This is a genomic window from Arcobacter sp. (assembly GCF_050300555.1).
GTDB lineage: Bacteria > Campylobacterota > Campylobacteria > Campylobacterales > Arcobacteraceae > Arcobacter.
The window spans coordinates 23,331-49,000 of sequence record NZ_JBNKXY010000006.1 but is presented as its reverse complement, the minus strand read 5'-3'; the positions used below and the strand labels follow the sequence as shown (position 1 = coordinate 49,000).

General features: G+C 27.5%; 29 protein-coding genes. 18 read left to right on the top strand and 11 right to left on the bottom strand.

All coding sequences use genetic code 11. From position 1 onward, the window contains the following. Entirely contained in the window at positions 1-1,272 is a 1,272-nt protein-coding gene (gene bioA, locus ACQY5W_RS05915) for an adenosylmethionine--8-amino-7-oxononanoate transaminase (protein WP_428024031.1), read from the top strand. After that, entirely contained in the window at positions 1,269-1,925 is a 657-nt protein-coding gene (locus tag ACQY5W_RS05910) for an NUDIX hydrolase (protein ID WP_428024030.1), read from the top strand. Before bioA ends, ACQY5W_RS05910 begins: the two co-directional genes overlap by 4 nt. Positions 1,926-1,929: 4 nt before the next feature. Here ACQY5W_RS05910 and ACQY5W_RS05905 read toward each other — a convergent pair whose 3' ends face one another. After that, complete coding sequence (locus tag ACQY5W_RS05905; RefSeq protein ID WP_428024029.1) at positions 1,930-2,274, bottom strand: DsrE family protein; 345 nt, start codon at positions 2,272-2,274, stop codon at positions 1,930-1,932. Between the two features lie 99 nt (positions 2,275-2,373). On the opposite strand from ACQY5W_RS05905, the gene ACQY5W_RS05900 reads away from it, so the two are divergent. The 3 genes from ACQY5W_RS05900 to ACQY5W_RS05890 all read left to right on the top strand — a co-directional run bounded on the left by ACQY5W_RS05900 (position 2,374) and on the right by ACQY5W_RS05890 (position 4,476). Continuing rightward, on the top strand, positions 2,374-2,805 hold the full coding sequence (locus ACQY5W_RS05900; RefSeq protein ID WP_428024028.1) for a DoxX family protein: 432 nt from the start codon (positions 2,374-2,376) through the stop codon (positions 2,803-2,805). Between the two features lie 99 nt (positions 2,806-2,904). Then, positions 2,905-3,528: a fumarylacetoacetate hydrolase family protein gene (locus ACQY5W_RS05895; protein ID WP_428024027.1), complete on the top strand. Its 624-nt coding sequence runs from the start codon at positions 2,905-2,907 to the stop codon at positions 3,526-3,528. Positions 3,529-3,624: 96 nt separating this feature from the next. Next, a complete protein-coding gene (locus ACQY5W_RS05890) occupies positions 3,625-4,476 on the top strand; it encodes a bifunctional methionine sulfoxide reductase B/A protein (RefSeq protein ID WP_428024026.1) in 852 nt (283 codons plus the stop codon). Here the strand turns inward: ACQY5W_RS05890 and ACQY5W_RS05885 are convergent. Then, the gene (locus tag ACQY5W_RS05885; protein WP_428024025.1) at positions 4,473-4,814 is read right to left on the bottom strand and encodes a hypothetical protein; all 342 of its coding nucleotides are present in this window, start codon (positions 4,812-4,814) and stop codon (positions 4,473-4,475) included. The two genes, ACQY5W_RS05890 and ACQY5W_RS05885, sit on opposite strands and share 4 nt — an antisense overlap. Positions 4,815-4,964: 150 nt before the next feature. Here ACQY5W_RS05885 and ACQY5W_RS05880 point away from each other — a divergent pair, with 150 nt between their 5' ends. The 4 genes from ACQY5W_RS05880 to ACQY5W_RS05865 are packed head-to-tail and all read left to right on the top strand — an operon-like array spanning position 4,965 to position 9,215. After that, positions 4,965-7,205 carry a cache domain-containing protein gene (locus ACQY5W_RS05880; protein ID WP_428024024.1) on the top strand — a complete coding sequence of 747 codons (2,241 nt, stop codon included), beginning with the start codon at positions 4,965-4,967 and terminating at the stop codon, positions 7,203-7,205. 13 nt (positions 7,206-7,218) lie between these two features. Continuing rightward, positions 7,219-8,655 carry a sensor domain-containing diguanylate cyclase gene (locus ACQY5W_RS05875; protein WP_428024023.1) on the top strand — a complete coding sequence of 479 codons (1,437 nt, stop codon included), beginning with the start codon at positions 7,219-7,221 and terminating at the stop codon, positions 8,653-8,655. A gap of 9 nt (positions 8,656-8,664) precedes the next feature. Then, complete coding sequence (locus ACQY5W_RS05870) at positions 8,665-8,979, top strand: MTH1187 family thiamine-binding protein (protein WP_428024022.1); 315 nt, start codon at positions 8,665-8,667, stop codon at positions 8,977-8,979. Next, complete coding sequence (locus ACQY5W_RS05865; RefSeq protein WP_428024021.1) at positions 8,976-9,215, top strand: hypothetical protein; 240 nt, start codon at positions 8,976-8,978, stop codon at positions 9,213-9,215. Before ACQY5W_RS05870 ends, ACQY5W_RS05865 begins: the two co-directional genes overlap by 4 nt. Here the strand turns inward: ACQY5W_RS05865 and ACQY5W_RS05860 are convergent. Next, the gene (locus tag ACQY5W_RS05860) at positions 9,212-9,964 is read right to left on the bottom strand and encodes a 2OG-Fe(II) oxygenase (RefSeq protein ID WP_428024020.1); all 753 of its coding nucleotides are present in this window, start codon (positions 9,962-9,964) and stop codon (positions 9,212-9,214) included. The two genes, ACQY5W_RS05865 and ACQY5W_RS05860, sit on opposite strands and share 4 nt — an antisense overlap. Positions 9,965-10,003: 39 nt before the next feature. Then, complete coding sequence (locus tag ACQY5W_RS05855; RefSeq protein ID WP_428024019.1) at positions 10,004-10,540, bottom strand: ribonuclease HII; 537 nt, start codon at positions 10,538-10,540, stop codon at positions 10,004-10,006. 123 nt (positions 10,541-10,663) lie between these two features. Between ACQY5W_RS05855 and ACQY5W_RS05850 the strand changes: the two genes are divergently transcribed. The 8 genes from ACQY5W_RS05850 (at position 10,664) to ACQY5W_RS05815 (ending at position 19,425) form a co-directional block, all read left to right on the top strand. Continuing rightward, complete coding sequence (locus ACQY5W_RS05850) at positions 10,664-13,237, top strand: ATP-dependent Clp protease ATP-binding subunit (RefSeq protein WP_428024018.1); 2,574 nt, start codon at positions 10,664-10,666, stop codon at positions 13,235-13,237. 94 nt (positions 13,238-13,331) lie between these two features. Continuing rightward, on the top strand, positions 13,332-13,466 hold the full coding sequence (gene rpmH / locus ACQY5W_RS05845) for a 50S ribosomal protein L34 (RefSeq protein ID WP_013136169.1): 135 nt from the start codon (positions 13,332-13,334) through the stop codon (positions 13,464-13,466). Beyond that, positions 13,454-13,789, top strand: coding sequence for a ribonuclease P protein component (gene rnpA, locus ACQY5W_RS05840; protein WP_428024145.1), 336 nt, complete (start codon positions 13,454-13,456; stop codon positions 13,787-13,789). Before rpmH ends, rnpA begins: the two co-directional genes overlap by 13 nt. Continuing rightward, complete coding sequence (gene yidD, locus ACQY5W_RS05835) at positions 13,786-14,118, top strand: membrane protein insertion efficiency factor YidD (RefSeq protein ID WP_428024017.1); 333 nt, start codon at positions 13,786-13,788, stop codon at positions 14,116-14,118. Before rnpA ends, yidD begins: the two co-directional genes overlap by 4 nt. Then, entirely contained in the window at positions 14,111-15,754 is a 1,644-nt protein-coding gene (gene yidC, locus ACQY5W_RS05830) for a membrane protein insertase YidC (RefSeq protein ID WP_428024016.1), read from the top strand. Before yidD ends, yidC begins: the two co-directional genes overlap by 8 nt. A gap of 9 nt (positions 15,755-15,763) precedes the next feature. Next, positions 15,764-16,624 carry a Jag N-terminal domain-containing protein gene (locus ACQY5W_RS05825; protein ID WP_428024015.1) on the top strand — a complete coding sequence of 287 codons (861 nt, stop codon included), beginning with the start codon at positions 15,764-15,766 and terminating at the stop codon, positions 16,622-16,624. 5 nt (positions 16,625-16,629) lie between these two features. Next, entirely contained in the window at positions 16,630-17,973 is a 1,344-nt protein-coding gene (gene mnmE / locus ACQY5W_RS05820; protein WP_428024014.1) for a tRNA uridine-5-carboxymethylaminomethyl(34) synthesis GTPase MnmE, read from the top strand. A gap of 213 nt (positions 17,974-18,186) precedes the next feature. After that, positions 18,187-19,425 (top strand): NAD(P)/FAD-dependent oxidoreductase, encoded by a 1,239-nt coding sequence (locus ACQY5W_RS05815; protein ID WP_428024013.1) that lies wholly within the window; start codon positions 18,187-18,189, stop codon positions 19,423-19,425. On the opposite strand, the gene ACQY5W_RS05810 is transcribed toward ACQY5W_RS05815, so the two are convergent. Both ACQY5W_RS05810 and ACQY5W_RS05805 read right to left on the bottom strand, forming a co-directional pair. Next, the gene (locus ACQY5W_RS05810; RefSeq protein ID WP_428024012.1) at positions 19,414-19,914 is read right to left on the bottom strand and encodes a SixA phosphatase family protein; all 501 of its coding nucleotides are present in this window, start codon (positions 19,912-19,914) and stop codon (positions 19,414-19,416) included. The genes ACQY5W_RS05815 and ACQY5W_RS05810 overlap by 12 nt on opposite strands. A 78-nt stretch (positions 19,915-19,992) precedes the next feature. Beyond that, positions 19,993-20,469, bottom strand: a complete 477-nt coding sequence (locus tag ACQY5W_RS05805; protein ID WP_428024011.1) for a SixA phosphatase family protein — start codon at positions 20,467-20,469, stop codon at positions 19,993-19,995. Positions 20,470-20,532: 63 nt separating this feature from the next. Between ACQY5W_RS05805 and htpX the strand changes: the two genes are divergently transcribed. Next, positions 20,533-21,387, top strand: a complete 855-nt coding sequence (gene htpX / locus ACQY5W_RS05800; RefSeq protein ID WP_428024010.1) for a zinc metalloprotease HtpX — start codon at positions 20,533-20,535, stop codon at positions 21,385-21,387. A 1-nt stretch (position 21,388) separates the two neighbouring features. On the opposite strand, the gene ACQY5W_RS05795 is transcribed toward htpX, so the two are convergent. The 5 genes from ACQY5W_RS05795 to ACQY5W_RS05775 all read right to left on the bottom strand — a co-directional run bounded on the left by ACQY5W_RS05795 (position 21,389) and on the right by ACQY5W_RS05775 (position 25,604). Further along, positions 21,389-21,979: a DUF134 domain-containing protein gene (locus ACQY5W_RS05795; protein WP_428024009.1), complete on the bottom strand. Its 591-nt coding sequence runs from the start codon at positions 21,977-21,979 to the stop codon at positions 21,389-21,391. A gap of 412 nt (positions 21,980-22,391) precedes the next feature. Continuing rightward, on the bottom strand, positions 22,392-23,465 hold the full coding sequence (gene aroC / locus ACQY5W_RS05790) for a chorismate synthase (RefSeq protein WP_428024008.1): 1,074 nt from the start codon (positions 23,463-23,465) through the stop codon (positions 22,392-22,394). A 7-nt stretch (positions 23,466-23,472) separates the two neighbouring features. Next, positions 23,473-24,144, bottom strand: a complete 672-nt coding sequence (rnc, locus tag ACQY5W_RS05785) for a ribonuclease III (protein ID WP_428024007.1) — start codon at positions 24,142-24,144, stop codon at positions 23,473-23,475. After that, positions 24,137-24,583: a ribonuclease HI gene (rnhA, locus tag ACQY5W_RS05780; protein ID WP_428024006.1), complete on the bottom strand. Its 447-nt coding sequence runs from the start codon at positions 24,581-24,583 to the stop codon at positions 24,137-24,139. The genes rnc and rnhA overlap by 8 nt, the downstream gene beginning before the upstream one ends. Further along, positions 24,558-25,604 (bottom strand): tetratricopeptide repeat protein, encoded by a 1,047-nt coding sequence (locus ACQY5W_RS05775; protein ID WP_428024005.1) that lies wholly within the window; start codon positions 25,602-25,604, stop codon positions 24,558-24,560. The genes rnhA and ACQY5W_RS05775 overlap by 26 nt, the downstream gene beginning before the upstream one ends. Between the last annotated feature and the right edge of the window lie 66 nt (positions 25,605-25,670).

Sequence of the window (25,670 nt, the reverse complement as noted above, 5' to 3'; positions counted from 1 at the left end):
TTGAATTGGTTAGAAATAGATAAAAAGCATGTTTGGCACCCTTATAATTCACTTCCTTCTAAAACAAAACTTTTACCTGTAAATAGAACTGACAAAACTTTTATATATTTGGATGATGGTACAAAGCTTATTGATGGTATGAGTTCATGGTGGAGTGCAATACATGGATATAATCACCCAAAATTAAATGAGGCTTTAAAAAAACAAGTGGAGATTATGCCACATATTATGTTTGGAGGTTTATGCCATGAAAAGGCAGCTGTACTCTCTAAATTACTTGTTGATTTAACAGGTTTAAATTCAGTTTTTTTATGTGATAGTGGCTCAGTTTCTGTCGAAGTTGCTTTAAAAACTGCAATTTTATATCAAAAAGCAAAAGGTAAAGAGAAGTATAAATTTTTGGCTTTAAATAATGCCTATCATGGTGATACTTTAGGGGCTATGAGTGTATGTGACCAAAAAAACTCTATGCACACTGTTTATGGTTCATATTTACCAGAACATATTTTTACAAAAGAACCAGAATTAGGATTCAGTAGTGATTGTTTCTCTTCCCTAAAAGAATTAGAAGAAAAGTTTGAAAAATATCATAATCAAATTGCAGGATTTATCATAGAGCCAATAGTTCAAGGTGCAGGTGGTATGAGAATATATAATCCTAAATATATTCAAAAAGTTAGGGAGTTATGTACTAAATATGATATTTTATTAATAGCTGATGAAATAGCAACAGGCTTTGGACATACGGGAAAAATGTTTGCATGTGAACATGCAAATATCAAACCAGATATTATGACTCTTGGTAAGGGATTAACTGGTGGTTATATGACTATGGCTGCTATGCTTACAACAAAAGAGATTAGTGATACCATATCAAATAGTGAAATTGGTGTACTTATGCATGGACCAACCTTTATGGCTAATCCATTAGCTTGTAGTGTTGCAATAGCTTCCATTGAATTACTTTTGGAAAGTTCTTGGGAAAAAAGAGTCTTAAATATTGAAAAAATATTTTCTGAAGAGTTAGAAGTGGCAAAAGCTTTACCTTTTGTAAAAGATATTAGAAATATAGGTGCTATAGGAATAATAGAGCTTACTAATGATAGTTATGCTCAAGAGATTCAAGACTTTTGTATGAAAAATGGTGTTTGGATAAGACCTTTTGGAAAACTAATATATTCAATTGTTGCTTATACAATAGAAGAAAATGATTTAAGAAAAGTTATTAAGACAATGGTAGAAGCAATAAAATCAATAAAGAGTAAAAGATGAATAAAGAAGGTTTTAAAAGGCTAATTCAAAATCTGCCAGAATATCCAGGGGTGATGGGAAGAGATAGATTTTTTAATAGTGCTGTTTTAATTCCTTTTGTAAAAATAAAGGGTGAATATTTTGTTCTTTTCCAAAAAAGAGCAAAGGGAATAAAACAAGGTGGAGATATTTGTTTTCCTGGTGGTGGATTTGAAGAGGGGTTAGATAAAAACTTTAAACAAACAGCTATTAGAGAGACAAATGAAGAGTTGGGTATTTCAAAAAAAGATATAAAAATAATCGGTCAACTTGATACTATGGTTGCTTCTTTTGGTACAATAGTTGAGCCATTTATTGGGCTTGTGAAGAAAAAAGCTATAAAAAATATGAAACTTGACACAAATGAAGTTGAAAAAACATATTTAATACCCCTAGATTTTTTTAAACAAAATGAACCAGAAATTTATAACCTAAGAACTGAAGTAAAGCCATATCATATAGATGAAGATGGCAATAAAGAGGTCTATTTTCCTGTAGATGAATTAGGTCTTCCTGAAGCTTATCAAAAACCTTGGGGAAATAAAAAACATAAAGTTTATGTATATAAATATAAGAAAAAAGTTATCTGGGGTTTGACGGCTGTCATTTTAAATGACCTATTAAAAAGATATTAATCTTTTAAATAGTCATTACCGCCCATTTTTCACTTTTTAAGGCTTTTGTTAAAAGTTCTCCTGTATGTTTTATTTTTATATTTAGTTTTTCTAATTCTTTTATTGCATTATACTCTTCAACACACACAATACAAGCACTCATTTTTACACCAGTTTCTTGGATTTTTAATAGTTGTTTTTGAATCTCTTTATTTTTTTTCGCAAGTTTTATTGAAGGTCCCCATAGCATTAGGTGAGCTTTTTCCCAGTATTTTCTTTCTAAAATTACAGAAGAGTAAAGTAGGGGAAACTTATTAGCTACTTCTTCATCGCCATTTGACCATACTATTAATAGATTTGATTTAGACATTTTTTCTACCTTTTTTTAATATTTGATATTATAGTATTAATACACAAAGAGTAAATATAAAAAAAATATAATAAGAGAAATAAAAAATAAGGACTTACTATGCTAATAAAACTACACAATCTAATTTCAAATATATTTGATAATTTTCAATCAATATTTTTACTTCTTGCAAGAGTTGTTGTTGCTTATGGTTTTTATGAACCAGCAATGATGAAGTGGGGAAATATATCAAATGTAGCACAATGGTTTGGCTCAATAGGAATCCCTTTTCCTCTATTAAATGCCTATTTGGCAGCTACAACGGAACTTTTAGGAGTATTTTTTCTTACTTTAGGTTTGTTGACAAGGTTTATCTCTATTCCATTAATGGTAGTAATGTTAGTTGCAATATTTACAGTACATTTAGGGAATGGATTTAGTGCAGGTGATAATGGTTTTGAAATACCGTTGTATTATCTACTATTTTTAGGTATTTTTCTTTCACATGGAGCTGGAAAAATATCTCTTGATAATTTAATATTTAAAAAATAGTTCTGAAAATAAAGGTATATTAATTAATATATCTTTGCTATAATTTAGCTCTTGCAAGATAAATATCTGTTTTGCAAAAATATAAGATAAGTAGGATTTATGAATAAAATATTAATAAATAACAAAGAGATATTTCCCTCAAAAGTAGTATGTATTGGAAGAAACTATGTTGAACATATAAAAGAGTTAAATAATGAAACACCTGAAGAGATGGTTTTTTTTATTAAACCAAACTCTACAATTTCAAATCAACTATTTTTTCCAAAATTTGCTAATTCTTGTCATTATGAAGCAGAAATTTCTTTTTTAATGGAAGAGAATAAAATTTCAGCTGTTGGATTTGGTTTAGATTTAACACTAAGAGATGTTCAATCAAAACTAAAACAAAAAGGTCTTCCATGGGAGAGAGCAAAATCTTTTGATAATGCAGCTGTATTTTCTGAATTTGTAAGTTTTAATGGTGATATAAATAAACTTGGTGTTGAGTTATATATAAACAATGAATTAAAACAAAAGGGTGATGTTTCAATGATGATAAATAAGCCCCATGAGATAATCGAAGATTTTTCTACTTTTGCATCTTTTGAAGATGGAGATATCTTGATGTCAGGAACACCAAGTGGAGTAGGTCAGTTTAAAGAGGGTGATCACTTTGTTGGAAAAATATTATATGGTGATGAAGTTTTAGTTGAAGTTAAATTTGATGTTCAATTATCAAAATAGATTTAACTTTTATTAAAACAATAAATTATATTTTTATTTTATAAATAAACTTTTTTTCTTTCGATAAACTTCTGTAAATAAACTATAGGAGTTTAAATGCCATTCAATAAACTAAATGAAGAAGAGATAAGAGTAATAGAAAATAAAGGAACTGAAAGACCTTTTTCTGGCAAATATTATGATTTTTATGCAGAGGGTACTTATAAGTGCAAGAAGTGTGATACTAAGTTGTATTCTTCAAGTAGTAAATTTAACTCGGGTTGTGGATGGCCAAGTTTTGATGATGACTTGGGAACAGTAAAAAGAGTTCCTGATGCAGATGGACGAAGAGTAGAAATAGTGTGTATAAATTGTGGTGGACACTTAGGTCATGTTTTTGAAGGAGAAGGCTTTACAGAAAAAAATACAAGACATTGTGTTAACTCCATATCTGTAAACTTTGATTATATAAATAAAAAGGATGCTGACGAAGACTTATGTTATTTTGCAGCTGGTTGTTTTTGGGGAGTAGAGTATCATTTTGACCATTTAGAAGGTGTTTATAGCGCAGTTTCAGGATATATGGGAGGAGATACCCTTCACCCTGATTATAGAAGTGTTTGTACAGGAACTACAGGACATTTAGAAGTTGTAAAAGTTGAATATGATAAGAAAAAAATCTCTTTTAAAGACCTAGCAAAACTCTTTTTTGAAATACATGACTTTACACAAACAAATGGACAAGGTCCAGATATTGGAAGCCAATATTTATCTGCAATATTTTATAAAGATGAAGAACAAAAAAACATATCTTTAGAGCTTATTGATGAATTGGAAAATAAAGGATATAAAGTAGCAACAACTCTTAGGGAAGTTTCAACATTTTATGAAGCGGAAGAGTATCATCAAGATTATTATGACAGACACCAAAAGGTGCCATATTGTCATACTTATAGAAAAATATTTTAGTTTTCAGTTCCTAAAATATAATAAATAGGTCTTTCACTTATTTGTTCAATTTTTACCCCATATTTATTTGCCCAATGTGAAACTTCTCGGTGAAATTCTTCAAGAATTTCACTTGAATCATTTTCATCACATTTGATTTTTAAATATTCAGTTTTGTTTGAAAATCCAACGTAAGCATTCATTTTTTTTAGGTGATCATTTAAGCTTATAATATGTTTTGCAAATTTATCAAAATCCTTTGTATTTTCTATCATAACTTCAGCTTGTTTTAGTGCACTTTCACTTTTTGAATAACCCAATTGTGATAAAACAACTTCAGGTGACATTTCTATTTGCATGTAAATCCTTTTAATAAAATATAACCCAAATATAGCAAAATTGAATTGAAATATTGTTTAATATTTTATTTAAATAATTGTTTTTAAAAATTAAAATTAAGTTATTTTTTCTGTTATTTTTTGTAACATTAAACCTAATTAGGGGATAACATGAAAAAACAGAATAATTATGTTTTTGAAATAATTTTTTTACCAATATTAATAATTATTTTTTTAATCATAAGTATAACTATATACAATATTCATATTACAAAGAAGCAGTTAGAAAATCAAATAAAAAATAAACAAATTGAATTTTTTGAAAGAGAAAAAAAGTCAGTTTATAACAAAGTACAATACCTAAATAGTGCTATCAAAATAGAAAATAATAAAATAGAATCTAAAATAAAAGAACAGTTAAAAGAAAAAATAAATATATCAATAAAAATTTCAAAAAATATTTTCAAAGAAAATAAAAATTTATCAAAAAAAGAAATAACAAAAATTTTAATAAAAAGTCTATCTTTGTTAACTTATAATAAAAACAGAGGTTACTATTTTTTAGTAAATAATAGTTCAAATAAAAATATCAATTTAAATAATTTTGATATTTCTATTGAAGATAAAAAAAATATCAAAAAAGAAAAAATTAGTTTTATTAAATATAATTCTTATAAAGCAAATAATCAAAGCAAAAAGTTTTTAAGAATTGTTGCTGTTACATATTTTGAGCCATTGGATATATTTATAGGAACAGGAGAATATGTTGAAGATACTATAAATGAATTAAAAAATGAGTTTATTATGAAAATTGGAGAAAATAGTGATTTAGATAAATATATTTTTATTTATGATGTTCATAATATAAATGGCGGTAAAAACTTTTCTACTATGATTGTAAACAATAATAGAAAAGATTTAATTGGAAAAGCAATAAGTGATGATGTTACAGATTCAAAAGGAAATTATTATAGAAAAGAAGCTTTAAAACTTTTAAGAGAAAAGGGAGAAGGCTTTGTAAAATATTGGTATAAGAAGGCTGGAGAAAAAGAACATAAAGAAAAATATACATATTTTTTTCTTAATAAACAGTGGAATTGGATTATTGCTTGTGGTTTTTATTCAGATGATTTAACTCCTGAAATAGAAAAATTAAATAAAGAATCAATTGACTATTTAGAAGCTTTAATTAAAAATTCATTATTTTGGGGATTAATATTTTCAATAGTTATGATTTTTATTTCAACAATTATTTTTTATAAAATTCAAAGAAGAATTGGGAAAGATAAAAAAAGATTGATTCAAAGTCAAGAAAATTTAAAAAAAGCACAAAAAATCTCAAAAATAGGTTCTTGGAGTTATGATTTTAGCACCAATGAAATAATTTTTTCTGATGAAATTTATGAGATTTTAGAAATTGATAAAAATATTAAAAAACCTTCATATAAACTATTTTTATCATTTGTTTATAGGGATGATAAAAATAGAGTAAATGATGTATTTGAAAAATTAATTAAAGAAAAACTTTCCTATGAAATTGTTCATAGACTTGTAGTTAAAAAGAAAATCAAATGGGTAAATAATCAAAGTGAAGTATTTATAGAAAAGAATAATACTATTGTAATAGGAACATTGCAAGATATAACTGAAAAATACGAAAAAGATAAAAAAATTGAAGAACAAGCACAGCTTTTATTTAATCAATCAAAAATGGCAGCAATGGGTGAAATGATAGAGAATATTGCTCACCAGTGGAGACAACCTCTATCTGCTATTTCAACTAGTGCAAGTGGACTTAAATTGGAAAATGAATTTCAATTGTTAGATGCAAAAAAACTAGAAGAGGGATTAGATAATATTTTAAATAATACAAAGTATCTATCTAATACAATAGAAGATTTTAGAATGTATTTTGTTAAAGATAAAGTTAAAACAAGATGTAATATTAAAACTGTTTATGAAAATACTATAAAATTATTAAAGTCAAAGTTTGATAGTCTAGAAATAGAGATAATTGAGAATTGTGAAGATTTATATTGTGTGACGTTAGAAAATGAGCTTATACAATGTTTAATGAATATTTTTAATAACGCATATGATACATTAGTTAAAAATAATGTATCAAAAAAACTAATTTTTGTAAGTATATTTACTAAGTATGATAATGTAGTAATTAGTATAACTGATAATGCAGGTGGAATAAATGATAATATTATTCAAAAAGTATTTGAGCCATATTTTACTACTAAACATAGATCACAAGGGACAGGAATTGGACTTTATATGACCCAAGAAATTGTTACAAAGCATTTAGAAGGTTTTATAAAAGTTAAAAATGAAGATATTGAATTTGATGGTATAAAATATAAAGGTGCAAATTTTATGATATCTTTGCCACTTGAAATAAGTTAATATAGGAGAAAATATGAATTTTAAAAATTATGTGGTAATAATTGTTACATTTTTATTGTTAACATTTTCAGTTGGTTCTTCTATTTTAAATTATATGAAGTCATTAGATGAAACCCAAAAAGAGTTAAAAGAACGTTCTTTACCCCTATCTATTGATAATATTTATACTGAAGTACAACGAAATCTAATAGAACCTACCTTAGTCTCATCAATGATGTCAAATGATACTTTTTTAAAAGATTGGATAATAAATAGTGAAACAGATATTAAAAAGATAAGTAGATATTTAGAGAGTATTAAAAATAGATATAGTGTTTTTAGCACTTTTTTAGTTTCTGAAAAAACTGGTAACTATTATACTTCTAAAGGTTTATTGGAAAAAGTTAAAGAGGATAATCCAAATAATGCTTGGTACTTTAAGTTTAAAGATATTCAAGATAGTTATGAGATAAATTTGGATTTTAATAAATTTTTAGGAAACTCTTTAATTATGTTTATAAATTACAAAATTTTTGATGATGACTTTCACTATTTAGGAGCTACTGGAATAGGTATTAAAATATCATATATAAATGAGATGTTGAAACATTTTAGAGCTAAATATAATTTCAATGTATTTTTCACTGACAAAGAAGGAAATATAATTCTTTCAGAAAAAGAGAATGATGATATAGGAAAGGTTAAAAATATAAAGGAATTAAATCTTATAAAAAAAGGTGCCCTTGTTGATAATTCAAATCTAATTGAATATGAAAAAAATGGGAAAGCTTATATTTTAAATACCAAATATATAAAAGAATTAAAGCTTTATTTGTTTGTTGAAGCTGAAGTAGATAAATTTACTAAAGAGTTAGAAAAAACTTTTTATACCAATCTTTTAATATCTTTATTTGTAACAGCAATTATTATATTAATAATTTTATATACAATCAAAAACTATAATAAAAAACTAGAAAAACTTGCTTCCCACGATAGTTTAACACAGCTTTCAAATAGAAGAAATTTTAATGAATATTTTGAAAAATCCTTGAAACTTTTTAAAAGAGACAAAACTCCACGGTCAATTATATTTTTTGATATAGATAATTTTAAAATGATAAATGACAATTATGGACATTTGGTTGGTGACAATGTTTTAAAAAGAATTGCAGCAATTTTGAATTTACAAATTAGAGATTGTGATAGTATATCTAGATGGGGTGGTGAGGAGTTTTTGATTTTACTAAATGATTCAAATTTAGAACAAAGTTTTAAAGTTGCCCAAAAACTAAAACAAAGTTTTGAAAATGATTTAGGATTAAATAATTTAGTAAAAGAACCAGTAACTGCAAGTTTTGGTGTAACAGAGTTTAAAGAAGATGATACAATTGATAAAATAATATCAAGAGCTGATAACGGTTTATACGCAGCAAAAAATAGTGGTAAAAATAAAGTAGAAAAAGTTAAATAGGAGAAATAGATGAGCGTTTTATTAGAAATGGCGATGTTTCCAACGGATCAAGGTGAGAGTAAAGGTGAATATGTGGCACAAGTAATTGATCTCATAAGGCAAAGTGGGCATACCTATCAACTGACCTCAATGGGAACAATTATTGAAACAGAAGAGATAGGTCAAGCTTTAAAGCTCGTAGAAGAGTGTTATAAGGTTTTAGAATCAAATGGATGTAATAGGGTTTATTCAACATTGACCTTCGATATTAGAAAAGGTCATGATAATAGGCTAAAATCAAAAATACAATCCATAGAAAAACATATAGGAGAAGTTTCAAAATGAGATATATTATTTTAATTACACTATTAATTAGTTCGTTATTCTCTTCAGAGGATTTGCAAAGTTGTGTTCAAACTGAAGTTTCAAAAACTTCAGTTATTTTTACTTGTATGCACGGTGAATATTATATTGAGTATGAATCAACATCTAAAAGGGATGTTAAAGATATAAAGATTCTTTATACAAAAGCTGATAAATATAAATATTTAAAAAATCTAAAAAACCTTCCAAAGGATTAATGTACAATGGCATTGTGCCACTGTACAATAGATATTCTCATTCCAGTTTTTACTTTTTTTACGCTATGAGAAAAATATGGATTACTTAAAAAAGTAATAAAATCTCCCTCTTTTGGTTTTATTGATATCTTTTTAAATTTATCATCAAATAAGAAATCAAAAACTAAATCTCCTCCACTAAATTCAAACTCATCTTTTGGTTCTTTTACTTGTGTTGTTATAAATAAAACTGTAGTAATAATTCTAGCAGGAGCAACTGGTTTGAACTCAACGATATTTTTATTTAAGTCAACTATTTCACTACAATTATCAGAGTGCCTTTTATAAAAACAACCATCTTTATAAATAAGTATTTGAGGTTCAATGGATTGTATAAGAGATACATTAAAAAACTCTTCAATTTTACTTTTTTGAGATTCAAAAAATCTATTATACTCTTTTAGAAATGTATCATTTGGAATAATATTGTAAGTATTTCTAATATCTGTATTTTTTTTAGGAAGTATTACTCCATCATCTGTACTAATAATACCAATTTTTTTTGATTCTTCTTCGTGATTTTTTATGAAGCTTTTCATATATGAAAAATCAAAATTAATATTCTCATATATAAAAGGTGCTTCATAATATGGATTTGGAAATATTTTCATACTATCTGGAACTATTGTATCAAGCCAATGTTTTGGTGAAAATATATTATTACCAACTTGTGTTAATTCAAGTTGTTTTAAATCATAAGGTGCAGTCATATAACCTACTATAATTTTTTTGAAATTATAGCACTTTTTTTAGTAATCAATACCTTTAGTTTTAAAGCTATATCTATGTTCTTCGCATCTACCGAACTCTTTTATCAAATCAATATGTACTTTTGTACCATAGCCTTTGTGTTTTTCAAATAAATAGTTTGGATATTTTTGTGAAATATCTACCATATATCTATCTCGACTAACCTTTGCCAAAATTGATGCAGCACTAACTTGCTCATAATTTGCATCTGCTTTTATTTCATGTTTTAAATCTTCTATTCCAAAAGAGGTGTTTCCATCCATTAGATATTCATTTGCTTTAACGTTTTGCATAATTTCTTCTATTGAATTTTTCAAACAAAGTGAAAGTCCTTGTTCATCTAAAGTTTTTGCATCAGTAAATACAATATGATAAAAAGAGTTAGAAATTATTTCATCAAATAGTTTTTCTCTTTTTTTTTCACTAAGTTTTTTAGAATCATTTAATCCAATTATTGAATTTTTTAAAACAACTCCTGCAACACATAAAGGACCAGCTAAAGGTCCACGTCCAGCTTCATCAATACCACAAAACATCTATTTCCTTTTCTTTTACTAATTATAGTATAATATAAATCAAAGAAAATAAAAAATACTACTTGACAAAACTACACTCAAGGTGCTATAATTAATTAGCAGTTTAACTTAAGGAGTGCTAATATGAATAAAATTTTTGAAAAACTAACAAACCAAATGGCAGAAAGTATAGATTCGTCTGTAGCTTTAGCCTTACATAATAAAAATCAAGAAGTTGAAGTTATACATATGCTTTGGGCATTATTAACAAATACAAACTCAGTACTAAACCAATTATTAAATAAAATGAATATAGACAAAACAGCAATAGTACTAGAAGCAAAATCATACGCTTCATCTTTACCAAGTGTATCAACAGTTACAAAAGAGAATATAAAACTAAGTAGAAGTTTTATAGATTCATTACAAAAAGCTGAAGGTCAAATGGCAACACTTGGAGATAAATTTATTGCAATTGATTCATGGCTAATTGCGAATTTTGATACAAAGGTATTTAAAGATGTATTAGGTAAATACATAGATTTAAGAGAAGCAAAAAAAGAACTTGAAGCTATAAGAGGTGGAAGTGTAATTGACTCTGCTTCAGGAGATGAAAACTTAGAAGCTATAGAAAAATATGGAATAGATTTAAATAAACAAGCAATCGATGGAAAACTAGATCCCGTAATAGGAAGGGATGAGCAAATCCAAAGAATGATGCAAATTTTGATAAGAAAAACAAAAAACAATCCAATACTTTTAGGAGAACCAGGAACAGGGAAAACAGCTATTGCAGAAGGACTAGCTCAAAGAATTGTTGCTAAAGATGTTCCTCTTTCATTACAAAATAAAAGGGTTGTAACCTTAGATATGAGTGCCTTAATTGCAGGTGCAAAATATAGAGGTGAATTTGAAGATAGATTAAAATCTGTAATTGATGAGGTTAAAAAAGCTGGAAATATAATACTTTTTATTGATGAGATTCATACAATAATAGGTGCAGGTGCAAGTGAAGGAAGTATGGATGCTGCAAACATTTTAAAACCAGCCCTAGCACGTGGTGAATTGCATACAATAGGTGCTACTACACTAAAAGAGTATAGAAAGTATTTTGAGAAAGATACAGCTATGCAAAGAAGATTTCAACCAATTTCTGTGGATGAACCAACGGTAAATGAAGCTTTACAGATACTAAGAGGTATAAAAGAGAAACTTGAAACTTTTCATAGTGTTACTATTAATGATAGTGCATTGGTTGCAGCAGCAAAACTAAGTGATAGATATATCTCTGATAGATTTTTACCTGATAAAGCTATTGACCTTATAGATGAAGCAGCCGCAGAACTTAAAATGCAAATAGAGAGTGAGCCAATTGTTTTATCAACTGTTAAAAGAGCAATCCAAACTTTAATGGTAGAAAAAGAAGCATTAAAGATGGAAAAATCTAAAAAGAACAGCGAAAGATTAGATGAAATAGAAAAAGAACTAGCCAATTTAAGTGAAGAACAAAGAGCATTAGAAACAAGATTTTTAAATGAAAAAGAGACATTTAATAAAGCATCAGAATTAAGAGTAAAAATTGATGAACTAAAAACAAAAGCACAAGCAGCAAAAAGAGAGTCAAGATTTGAAGAAGCTGCTTCTATTGAGTATGGGGAAATACCAGAATTAGAAAAACAAGTAAAAGAAAATGAAGAAAAATGGAATAAAATGCAAGAAGAGGGGACGCTATTAAGAAATAGTGTTGATGAAGATGCAATTGCAAGTATAGTTTCAAGATGGACTGGAATTCCAGTTAAGAAAATGCTTAGTAGCGAAAAACAAAGAATTTTAGAAGTTGAAAATGTTTTAAAAAATGATGTAAAAGGTCAAGATGAAGCTCTAAAAGCAATAAGTCGAGCTATTAAAAGAAACAAAGCAGGCTTAAGTGAAGATAGTAAACCAATAGGTTCATTTATGTTCTTAGGACCAACAGGTGTTGGTAAAACAGAAAGTGCAAAAAGTTTAGCGAAGTTTTTATTTGATGATGAAAAATCACTTATAAGATTTGATATGAGTGAATATATGGAAAAACATGCTGTTTCAAGATTGATTGGTGCTGCACCTGGATATGTAGGATATGATGAAGGAGGGCAGTTAACTGAAGCAGTTAGAAGAAAACCATATAGTGTAATTTTATTTGATGAGATTGAAAAAGCACATCCAGATGTATTTAATATCTTGCTTCAAGTACTTGATGATGGAAGATTAACAGATAACAAAGGGGTGACGATTGATTTTAAAAATACAATCATAATCTTAACTTCAAATATTGGAAGTAGTAAAATTATTGAAATATCTGATAAAGAGAAAAGAAAAGAAGAAGTATTTAATGAGATTAAAAATTATTTCAGACCTGAATTTTTAAATAGATTAGATGATATAATTATTTTTGAACAATTAGGATTAGACTCAATTACAAATATTGTTTCAATAATGTTTGAAGATATTAAGAAAAAAGTACAAGATAAAGATATTCAAATTGAGTTAACACAAAGTGCAAAAGAGTTTATTGCTAAAGTTGGATTTGACCCTGTATATGGTGCAAGACCACTTAAAAGAGCAATCTATGAAATAGTAGAAGATAAACTTGCTGATTTGATTTTAGAGGATAAAATAAGCTCAGGAAGTAAAGTAATATTTGATGTAGAAAATGATGAAGTAGTCGCAAAAATATAGTTTTAGAAAAATTTAAACTTGACTTAATATAAAGAAATTTTAAGTTAACTTTAACTATAATCCGCAACTTGAATTTTAAAAAGGGAATGACACTATGAAAAGAACATACCAACCGCATAACACGCCAAAAAAGAGAACTCACGGTTTTAGAGTTAGAATGTCTACAAAAAATGGTAGAAAAGTTATTGCAAGAAGAAGAGCTAAAGGTAGAAAAAGATTAGCTGTTTAAGCAAAGAACACAGACTAAATAGCTCAAGAGATTTTAAACAACTATATCAAAGCGGCAAAAAATGGCATACGTCATCTTTTGTCGCTTTTTTTAGGTCTAGTGAAAATTTACAAATAGGTTTTGTTACTTCAAAAAAAGTAGGAAATGCCGTTTTAAGAAGTAAAGCTAGAAGAAGACTAAGAGCTATAGTTTTAGAAAACGAAAATAAAATAATTGCTGGTAAATATATTTTTGTTGCAAAAGATGAGTTAATAAACAAATCCTATGCTGATTTACAAAAAGATTTTAACTTCGCATTTAAACGTCTAAATTTATACAAATGAAATTTGTATTTAAATATCTTATTAAGTTTTATCAAAAATTTATTTCACGCTATACATATGGAAGTTGTAGATTTTACCCAACTTGTTCAGAATATGGTCTATGGCAGATGGAAAATAACTCTTTTTTTAAGGGTATTTATTTTACAATAACACGAATATTAAAATGTAACCAACTTTTTGATGGAGGAATTGACTATCCAATAGTCAGTAAAATTCCAAATAAAAGTATCATACATAAAAAAATCAAAGTAAAATATTGGTACATACCGACTGATGATAATAAATACTTTGTAGTAAAGAATTGGGAGAGAAATAAGAATAATGAATAATTTAAATAATAACCAGGGTATGCAAAAACGAATGTTAATCATGACATTGATTGTTTTTGTATTTTTCGTAGCTTATGAATTTTTGGTTTTGAAACCACAAAAAGAAGCTCAAGCAGCTAAAATTGCACAAGAAAAAGCAGAACAAGCAAAAAGTGCTCCACAAGTTACACAAGATAGTAATTCTACAGCAACTCCAGCATCAAACGTGTCAACTCCTTCAAATATTGTTGATGCTTTATCTACAAAAGTTATTGCTGCAAATGATATAATTTCAACTATTACTACTGGTAAAAATATTATCCAAATTGATAAATTAGGTAGAATTGCACAAGTTACTCTTTTAGAAAAACAATATATAACTGAAGAGGGTGCTCATATTAAACTTTTTGAAGCAAATCAACTTAGACCATTAGAAGTAAGATTTGCAGATGCTACTACAAATAATCAAGCTTTTTCTGTTCCTGTTACAGCAAATTATTCTACAGTAGATGCAACAAAAGATTCTCAAACTCTTGTCTTAACACAAGTTCTTAATGATACAGTTTTAACTAAAACATTTACATTTTATGTTGATGGACATTATGATTTAGATGTTAAAACAACAAACAATAAACAATTTTTTATAACATCAGGTTTTAGACCAAATGTATTAGCAGATATGTATGCTGACCATGGTGTGATTGTAAAACAACTTGATGGTACTTTAGATGTAACACTTGATGAAAAAAGTGAAAAATCACAAACTTATACAGGTGCTAAATTTTTAAGTGCATTTGATAGATATTATACAACTGTTGTTTATAATTTTGATAAAACTTTCCAAGTTTCTATTATGCCTGATAAAGAATCAAATCCTCAAGGTTTTGTTCATTCAGTAAATGCAGCAGTTTCTTTTAGTGGGTATATTGGACCTAAAGAGCACAAAACATTAAGTGCTTTAAATCCTGAATTAACAGATGTAATTGAATATGGATGGTTTACATTTATTGCAAATCCAATGTTTTTATTCTTACAGTTTATTCAAAGTTATGTAGGTAACTGGGGATGGACAATTGTTATTGCAACTATATTAATTAAATTTGCACTTTATCCTTTATCATACAAAGGTATGGTATCAATGCAAAAGTTAAAAGATTTAGCTCCTAAAATCAAAGAACTTCAAGTTAAATATAAAGATGATAAACAAAAGCAATCTATGCACATGATGGAATTATATAAAAAACATGGGGCTAACCCAATGGGTGGATGTTTACCATTAGTTTTACAAATTCCTGTATTCTTTGCAATTTATAGAGTTTTATTAAATGCAATCGAATTAAAAGGTGCTGAGTGGATTTTCTGGATTCACGATTTAGCAGAGATGGATCCATTTTTTGTATTACCAATTTTAATGGGTGCTTCAATGTTCTTACAACAAAAAATCACTCCAAATACAATGCAAGATGAAACACAAAAGAAAATTTTCCAATTTTTACCTGTGATTTTTACATTCTTCTTCTTGTGGTTCCCTGCAGGATTAACACTATACTGGTTTATTAATAACTTGTTTACTATCTCTCAACAATTTTATATTAATAAATTATTTGAAAAAAGAAGATTAGTACAAGTAGAAGAGAAAAAAACATCTAAAAAATAGGAAATAAATATGAAAAAATTTGAAGCAAAAACATTAGAAGAAGTTTATGAATTAGCATCAAATGAATTTAATTGTTCCATTATTGATTTAGAAATAGAGATTATCCAACAGCCAAGTAAAGGTTTTCTTGGCTTTGGAAAAAAAGGTGCAATTGTAACTGCCCAGTTAAAAAGAAGACCTAAAAAAGAATTCAAAAAAAACTACAAAGATACAAAATATAAAAAAAGTAATATAAATATTCAAGATGTATCTGAAAAAATTGCAAATACAACAAAAGAAATCAAAAAAGAAAAAGTTCAAAATCATACAAAAGTTCCTCACGTAGAAGGTAAAGAACAAATCTTTAATAACTTTTATACAGAAAATAATCAAAAAGATGAAATTGCTAAAATAGTTATAAAAAAAGACAAAGAAGAGATAATATCTGAAGTAAAAAAAGATGTTAATTTGTTATTTCAAAATACCTGTTATGAAATTGATGAAATTGAAGTTGATTTTTATGATGAAGAGACACTTTATATTGAGTTCAATGGTAAAGATTCAGCTTTATTAATTGGTAAAGAGGGATATCGATATAAAGCATTATCTTATATTTTATTTAATTGGATAAATGAAAAATATGGTCTTATGTTAAGACTTGAAGTAGCAGAATTTCTAAAAAATCAAGAAGAGGCTATATATAACTATTTAATTCCAGTTATTGAGACAATAAAAGAAAATGGAACATATAAAACTAAACCACTAGATGGAATTTTAGTTCATATTGCATTAAAAAGATTAAGAGAAGAGTTCCCTAATAAATACGTAGCAGTTAAGACAAATGTTAAAGGTGACAAATACGTATTGGTAAATGAATATAGAAGTAATTAATACTTATGGATTCACTAGACACAATTGCAGCAATTGCAACAGCCAACGGTGTTGGCTCAATTTCAATAATTAGAGTAAGTGGTAAAGATGCTTTATCATTTGCTCTAACTCTTTCAAAAAAAAATTCCCTAACTCCAAGATTAGCAACACTATCAAATGTATATAATAGTAATGATGAAATCATAGATGAAGCTTTATTAATCTACTTTAAAAACCCACACTCTTTTACGGGTGAAGATATTGTTGAGTTTCAATGCCATGGTGGTATTGCTATTTCAAATATCATATTAAATGAACTTATAAAATTAGGTTGTAGGTTAGCAAATCCAGGAGAGTTTTCTAAAAGAGCTTTTTTAAATAATAAAATAGATTTGTCAAAAGCAGAAGCAATAGCAAAACTTATTGAAGCTAGAAGTGAAGATGCTGTTAAATTATTGGCACGTCAATTAAAAGGTGAACTTACATCTTTTGTAAATGATATTAGGGAAGATTTACTTTTTATGTTAGCTTACACAGAAGTTAGCATAGATTATGCAGAAGAAGATTTACCAGAAGATATTTTTGATCAAATTGAAAAAAAATTAGAAAAAATAATAATAAAACTATCTGATACATTAGAGTCAAGTAAAAGAAGAGAAGGCTTAATAGAAGGTTTTAAAGTGGCAATTATTGGTAAGCCAAATGTTGGAAAATCTTCACTTTTAAATAAACTTCTAAACTTTGATAGAGCAATCATTAGTGATATTGCAGGTACTACAAGAGATACAATAGAAGAGTCAGTTAAAATTGGTACTCATATTATCAAAATAGTTGATACAGCAGGTATAAGAGAAGCTAGTGATACAATTGAAAGAATTGGAATAGAAAAATCTTTGAGTGCTGTTGAAGAAGCAGATATAATTATTTCGCTTTTTGATAATTCAAAAGTTTGTGATGAGGAAGATAAAAAGATTTTAACTATTTTAGATGATATTGAAAATAAAGAAAAAATAGTAGTATTAAATAAAATTGATTTAGAATCAAAATTTGATAAATCAGTTTTAAATGATGAGCATATAGAACTTAGTACAAAAAATAGCATAAATAGTTTGATAGAAAAAATAGAAAAGATTTTAGATAATAATTCCCATGATGATAATATGACATTAATCTCAAAAAGACAAGTAGATGCTGTAGAGAAAACTTTATATCATATCATTGAGGCTAAAACACCAATCAAAACAGGTGAATTAGAGTTTTTTGCTCACCATATACACGAAGCAATAGAAAATATCTCTTTAATTACAAGACCATATGAAAATGACCAGATGCTAGATGTGATGTTTGGTGCTTTCTGTCTCGGAAAATAAAAATAGCCGTAGTGGTACATCTTTTTGCACACTTCTGCGTTGATAATTTTATTTAATAAACTCACTTACTTTAGTAAGCTCCTTCATTAAATAAAATTATCGTCTTGAATTGCACTAAAAATCTGCACCACTACAACTATTTTTGATAGTTCTAGATTGAATTAGAATCTATAACCTCGGCAATTTTTAGTAGTTTAGAATAATAGGAAATAAATGAAAACTTATGATTTGATAGTAATTGGCTCTGGGGCTGCGGGGATGATTGCTGGTATTAGAGCTGCTAGGGATGGCAAGAGTGTTTTATTACTTGAACAGCAAGAGAAACTAGGTCCTAAACTAAAAGCTACTGGTGGTGGGCGATGTAATCTTACAAATACCCTTGATAATTCTGATTTTATGAACTCATTTGGTCGAAATGGTCGCTTTATGATGGACGCTCTTGATTCTTTTGATTATAAAGATTTGATGAATTTTTTTAAAGAAATAGGTGTTGAAACACATATTCCAGATGGCTTTAGGGTTTTTCCTATTACACATAATTCTTCAACTATTATAAAAGCTTTAGAAGATGAACTTATGCGTGTTGGTGTAGAGATAAAAACTAATACAAAGGCACAGACATTATTATTTGAAGATGAGTCAATAGTAGGTGTACAAACTTCAGATGAAAAATTTTTAAGTCCAAATGTAGTAGTTGCAACAGGAGGTTTAGGTTATCCAATGCTTGGTGCCAATGGTGATGGATTTACATTTGCCAAAGAGTTAGGACATAAGGTTACTGATTTATATCCTGCAATGTTACCACTTATTTCAAAAGAAAAATGGGTAGAAAACTGTAAAGCAGATACTATAGCAAAAGCAGAACTTAGAATTGATTTACCAAAAGCCAAAAAACTTAAAGCTGTTGGGGATTTGATTTTTACATCAAAGGGTATAAGAGGTCCTGTAGTTTTGGATTTTTCAAGAGAAGTTACACCTTTTTTAGAAAAGTATGGCGAAGTTCCACTTTTAATCAATATGATTAAAGGGAAAAATGAAGAAGAGGTGAGGGTACATATAAATAGTGAGATTAAAGCCAATCCTGATTCAACTATTTTAGAAAATATTAGTTCTTTACTCCCTCCATCTGTTGCAAATGAACTTTGTATTTTAAGTGGGGTAGAGGTTGATAAAAAGTTTAAAGATTTACAAGGGCAAATAAGAGATAAACTTATAAAATATCTTGTATCAACTCCTTTAACTATTGTTGACCATGTGGGATTTAAACAAGCTATGATAACACGAGGTGGAGTTAGTTTAAAAGAGATTAATCCCAAAACAATGCAAAGCAAAATCATAAAAGGTCTTTATTTTTGTGGTGAAGTAGTTGATTTAGATGGACCTTGTGGAGGTTACAATCTCCAATGGTCTTTTTCAAGCGGTAATTTAGCTGGGAAACTTTTAGATTTTTAAGAAGTTATTATAAATAGGTTTTTCAATCCAAATAAATCTTGCATTTTCTTTTGAAATATCTATCCATGAAGTTGTATCAAACTCTATTTTTATAACTTCTCCTGGCTTTATCTCTTCCCTATATACGTTTAAAGTTATTGTTAATGCTGTTAAAGATGGATTGTGTCCTATTAAAAGCATTTCATTTACAGTATCAAAAGTATAAGATATCGTTTCCATGAGTTCATTAACATAAGCTTGAAAAAGAACCTCATTATACATGACATTTTTTTCATAGTTTAATATTTCTGAAACTATTTCTGCTGTTTCTCTTGTTCGATTAGCTGGACTTGCTACTATTAAATCTGGTTTTATATTTAGTGAATGTAAGTTTTGAGCAACTTTTTTTGCTTCTTCTATTCCTTCTGGTGATAATTTTATATCAAAGTCATCTTGATTTGGTTTAGCTACTTCTTTATGTGGATGTCGCATTATATAAAGTGTTTTCATATTTTTCCCAGTTATATTTCTATTATTTAAATTTTAAATAAATTTTACTAGAAATAATATAAAAACTTAAAAAATTTTTTAAGTTTTCTTAGGTGGATTAGTATATGAAACAAATCTTGAATTTTTACTATTTATTTCATCCCAATTATTTACTAAAATATCTATTTCAAGTAGGCTTGCTGTTTGAATATTTTTTTGAAAATTAATTAGTTCATATGCAAATTCATTAAGTCCAGGATTATGCCCTATAATCATTATATTATTTATTTTGTTATCTATACTTTTTATTATCCTTTGTAGTTCTTTATTTGACGCATGGTATAAATTATCCATATAAATTGTATTTTCTTTATTAAAAATACCTTTGTTTGTTAGTTTTGTTCTATTTGATGTACTACATAAGATAAGTTCTGGTTTAATTTTATTTTTTATAATAAACTCTTTCATATACAATAGTTGATTTTTTCCTCTGTTATTTAAAGGTCTATCAAAATCCTCTAAATCTAAATTTTCCCAAGATGATTTTGCATGTCTTAACAAATATAGTTTTTTCATCTATTTTTCCTTTTATAAAAAAGATTATAGAATACTAATATAATTTTACTAAGGAGTAGAAACATGGAACAAATAAAGACAATCTTTTTTTTAACACTTTTAACAGTATTGTTCGTCTTTATTGGATTTTCTTTTGGTGGTGCAAATGGTGCACTTATTGCTTTTTTAATTGCAGGAGCTATGAATTTTTATGCTTATTATTACTCAGATAAACATGTTCTAAGTCATTATAATGCAGTTTTAATAGAAGATAGAAAAAATTATATTTATAAAATAGTTGAAAAATTAACATACAAAGCAAACCTTCCTATGCCAAAGGTTTATATAATACCAGATAGAGTTCCAAATGCTTTTGCAACTGGAAGAAATCATCAAAACTCAGCAGTTGCTGTGACACAAGGTTTAGTTGATTTGTTAAATGAGCGTGAAATTGAAGGTGTTATTGCCCATGAGTTATCACATATTAGACATTATGATATTTTAATAGGAACAATTGCAGCTGTTTTTGCTGGAGCAATTGCTATGATTGCAAATTTTATGCAATTTTCATCTATGTTTGGAGGAAATAATAATCGTCAAGGAGTACATCCGGCAATTATGCTTTTAATGGCAATAATTTTGCCAATTGCAGCTTCTATTATTCAAATGACAGTAAGTAGAAGTCGTGAGTTTTTAGCAGATGAGGGAGCTGCTAGACTTACTAATGACCCAGCAGGACTACAAAGTGCTTTATCAAAATTAGAAAGTTATGCTAAAACAGGACAAATTAATGAAGCAACGGAAGAAACAGCACATATGTTTATTGTAAATCCATTTTCAGGACGAGATATAAAATTTGGGAATTTATTTAGAACTCATCCAACTACAGAAGATAGAATTGCAAGATTGGAAGAGTTAAAATTTGAATTAAAAAGGTAAGTTATTGAAAAATACTTACCATAGTATCCAAATCAACACAATCTTGCAAAATAGGATAAATTCCTTTTGCAATAAGAGAAATCTTTAAATCATAGTCTATATCTTTTATCAAGAAGTAATTTACTTGATAATCATGTAAAAGTTCAGGTAGTATGTTACAAGCTATTTCATCTTCATTTTTATATACTGGATTCATTATACAATTTTGTGATTTTAGTTTATAATCTTTTATAAAATATATCCAAATATATGGAGCATTTTCATTTGAATACTCTATTTCTGTATTTGAATTAGAACAAACGGCAAGATGAAATTCATTATTTATTTCATGAACTTTTATATTACTTCCTGTAACCAATGCTAAAGAAATCTTTTTTCTAGCACTTTTTACAATTCTTGCAAATGTTGCTCTTGATACATTCATTTTTTTTGCTGCATCTTCTTGATACATACAAAATGAATCCATTAAATGTATTGCTTCTAATTCTTCATGGAGTAATACTATATCTTCTTTTGCTACAATATCTTTAGGACCGAAGTATTTGCACACGGGTACAAGCTCTAATTTTCGTTTTAATTTATCTCTTGCCATTGTTTACCTTAAATAATTTATAATTATAGCATAAAAATACTTGACATATGTTCAATATATTGATATAATTCCTGTCATATGTTCATTATTGTTAGAAAGTAAAATTTATCTAAATATTTTTACAGTATTTATAAATCTTTAGCTCCTTTGTTATTAATTTGAAATCTAGCAGGTAACATACATTATTAAACTTATCTCTCCTCCCCTTCAAGATTTAAGTTTAGTAAGCGCCCTTTCGTTTTGTAAAAACCACTTGAATACAATTTATCTTTTTTTTTGGTTTTTACAAATCTTTTAAATCTAATTTCAAAAAATCAATCAAAAAAAAAGCTGGGATAAACCAGCTTCTACCTTTCAACTTAACCAAAGTAAAGGTTAAGTAAATATTACAAAACCTTTGCTTTAATATCTTTTAACTGTAGATTTTTTTTAAGTTATTTATGTTGCTACTCATATTTAACATAACCATATCAGCAAGTACAATTGCCATCATAGATTCAGCAACAATTGAACCTCTAATTGCAACACATGGGTCATGTCTTCCTTTAAGTTCACATGAAACTTCATTGTTATTGATATCTATACTTTGTTGTTTTAAAAATACAGATGGCGTAGCTTTAAAATAAACTTTTACATTTATATCATCTCCATTTGAAATACCACCTAAGATACCTCCAGAGTGATTTGTTTTGAAGCCATTTTTATCTATTTGGTCATTATTATCATAACCTTTTACTTTACTTGAATCAATTCCATCCCCAATTTCTACAGCTTTTACAGCATTTATTCCCATCATAGCAGCTGCAATTTGGGCATCAAGTCTATAATATAAAGGTTCACCTAAGCCAATAGGGGCATTTTTTACATTTACAAGTGCTACTCCACCTACGCTATTATGAGAGTTTTTGGCATTTAATATTGCCTCTTTTTGAAAATCTTCTTTGTTTTTATCAAGTGAATATATATCTGAAGTTTTTGCATAATCAAAATCAAAAGTTGATGATTCAATTCCATCAATTGCATAAATTCCACTTCTTACTTCAATATTTAACTCATTTAAAATAAGTTTTGCAATTGCACCAGCAGCAACTCTTGCCGCCGTTTCCCTTGCACTACTTCTTCCTCCACCTCTGTAATCTCTTAAGCCGTATTTATGATAATAGGTAAAATCAGCATGACCTGGTCTAAATAGGTCTTTTATATTTGAATAATCTTTGCTTTTCTGATTTTCATTAAATATTACCATTGCGATTGGTGTTCCTGTTGTTTGACCTTCAAAAACACCTGATAAAATCTCTACTTTGTCAGCTTCTTTTCTAGCTGTTGCAAACTCATTTTTACCAGGTTTTCTTCTATCCATTTCTGATTGTATAAATTTTTCATCGATTTTTATTCCAGCTGGAACGCCATCAACTATACAACCAAGTGCATTTCCATGACTCTCACCAAAAGTTGAGAATCTAAACTTTTGCCCAAAACTATTCATTATATTATTAACCTTTTAATTTATCTAAAGCTATTTTTGCAACAGCTTGTTGTGCTAATTTTTTACTTTTCCCTATTGCTTGACCATAACACTCATTATTTATCCAAATAGATACTTCAAACTCTTTTTTATGGTCAGGTCCATAAGAACCTTCAATTTTATACTCTGGAATTGAACCAAATTCTGCTTGAGTTATCTCTTGAAGAGCAGTTTTATAATCACTAAATAATACATCTAAATTAATTTTGTCATATGACTTTTCTAATAAATTTAAAATAATTGGTTTTAATGTTTCTAAGCCTGATTCTAAATAGATTGCTCCCATAATTGCTTCAAACGCGTCAGATAAAATAGAAGCTTTACTTCTACCTTTATTTCTCTCTTCAGCAACAGATAAATATATGTAATCACCTAGTTTAATCTCATTTGCCAATTTTGTAAAACCAGTTTCATTTACCAATGATGCTCTTATTTTTGATAAATCACCTTCATTTGATGCAGGAAACTTTTTGTATAAATATTCACCAACAATTAAATTTAAAACGGCATCTCCTAGAAATTCCAATCTTTCATTATTGTATGGTTTTTTAAAACTTTTATGGGTAAGTGCTTCGACTATCAGATCTTTATTCTTAAACTGATAATCCAGGCACTTTTCTAAATTAAAATAATCATTCATCTTTTTCCTTTATATTTTGTGCGAATTCTTTTGCAAGTATATCACATCTTTCATTTTCTTCATGACCAGCATGGCCTCTTACCCATGAAGCAACTATTTTATGTCTTTGTGCCACTTCAACATACTCTTTCCATAAATCATCATTTTTTACAGGTTTTTTTGTTGATGATTTCCAGCCATTTTTTATCCATGAACTTAACCACTCATTTATACCTTTTACTACATAAGTTGAGTCTGAAATTATATGTACATCACAACTCTCCTTTAGTGCCTTTAAACCTTCAATAACACCTTTTAATTCCATTCTATTATTTGTAGTATTATTTTCACCTCCACTAAGTTCTTTTTTCTTTCCATTATATTCTAAGATAGTTCCATATCCACCTGGACCTGGATTTCCTAACGATGAACCATCACTGTAGAGATTGATTTTTTTCACTTGTTCCCTTAATTAAACTATGTTTTACTTTAAATGTTAATGTATTATGACAGTGTGGACATCTTGTAGAATATATTGGAAGAGTCTTTTTACAAGAAGTACATAAAAAATCAAAATTTAAATCAGCATTCAAATCTGTCTTATTTTGTTTAATTAGTATTAATATCTCTAAATTAAAATCATCACTTTTTTCTAAATTATTTAAATAACCTTTTGCATTGTATAACTCTTTTAACATTTGATCATTTTCAACTTTATCAAAATCTATATCATTGAAATCTAGATACCATAATAAATCTGTTATTTTTGTCAAATCAAATTTTTCAATATTTTCCCAGAAGAATTTTTTATTATATTGTAATAAATATTCTAACAACATTCTTTCAATGATTTTATTTAATTTAAAAAATGTATAAAGTTTTTCTGTTTTTTTATCAAATGAGATAATTGGGTCATTCAATAAAACTAATGTTTCTATATAAATTCTATCTCTAATTGTATCAACACCTAACTCTTCAAGTGAATTTATAACATCTAAAGCTTTTTCATAATCTTTTAGTTTTTCATTTATTAGAAGTAAATATTTCAATGCTTCTTTATTTCTAGGAGAAAATTTTAAAATTTTTAAAAATATTTCTCTAGATCTTTGTAAGAATCCACCTTTAAAATAGGTTGAACCTAAAAGTTCCAAAAGCTCTTCTTTTTTAACTCTATCTTTTACATGCTCCAATAGTGCTAAATAAACTGTTATCGCTCTTGTATAATCACCTTTATGCAAAAATGTTGAAGCTAAAAGTAAAATAGAATCAAAGGGTAGGTTATATGTTTTGTATAGATGTACATAATCTTCTTCTTTTAGTTTTCCTAATTCAAAACGTTTTAGAAGTTTTCTGTATTCTCTTCTAGCAACTTTTTCTTTGTATGCACCAAAGGTATAAGTTAAAAATGAGATTACAAAAATAAGTAATAGAAGAACAATAATTCCAAAAAGTGGATCTCTATACTCAAATGCTAATTGCAATTATTAAACCTTGTTTTTTATTTGGAATAAATATTATCATAATAGAACATATAAAAATCTAAATTG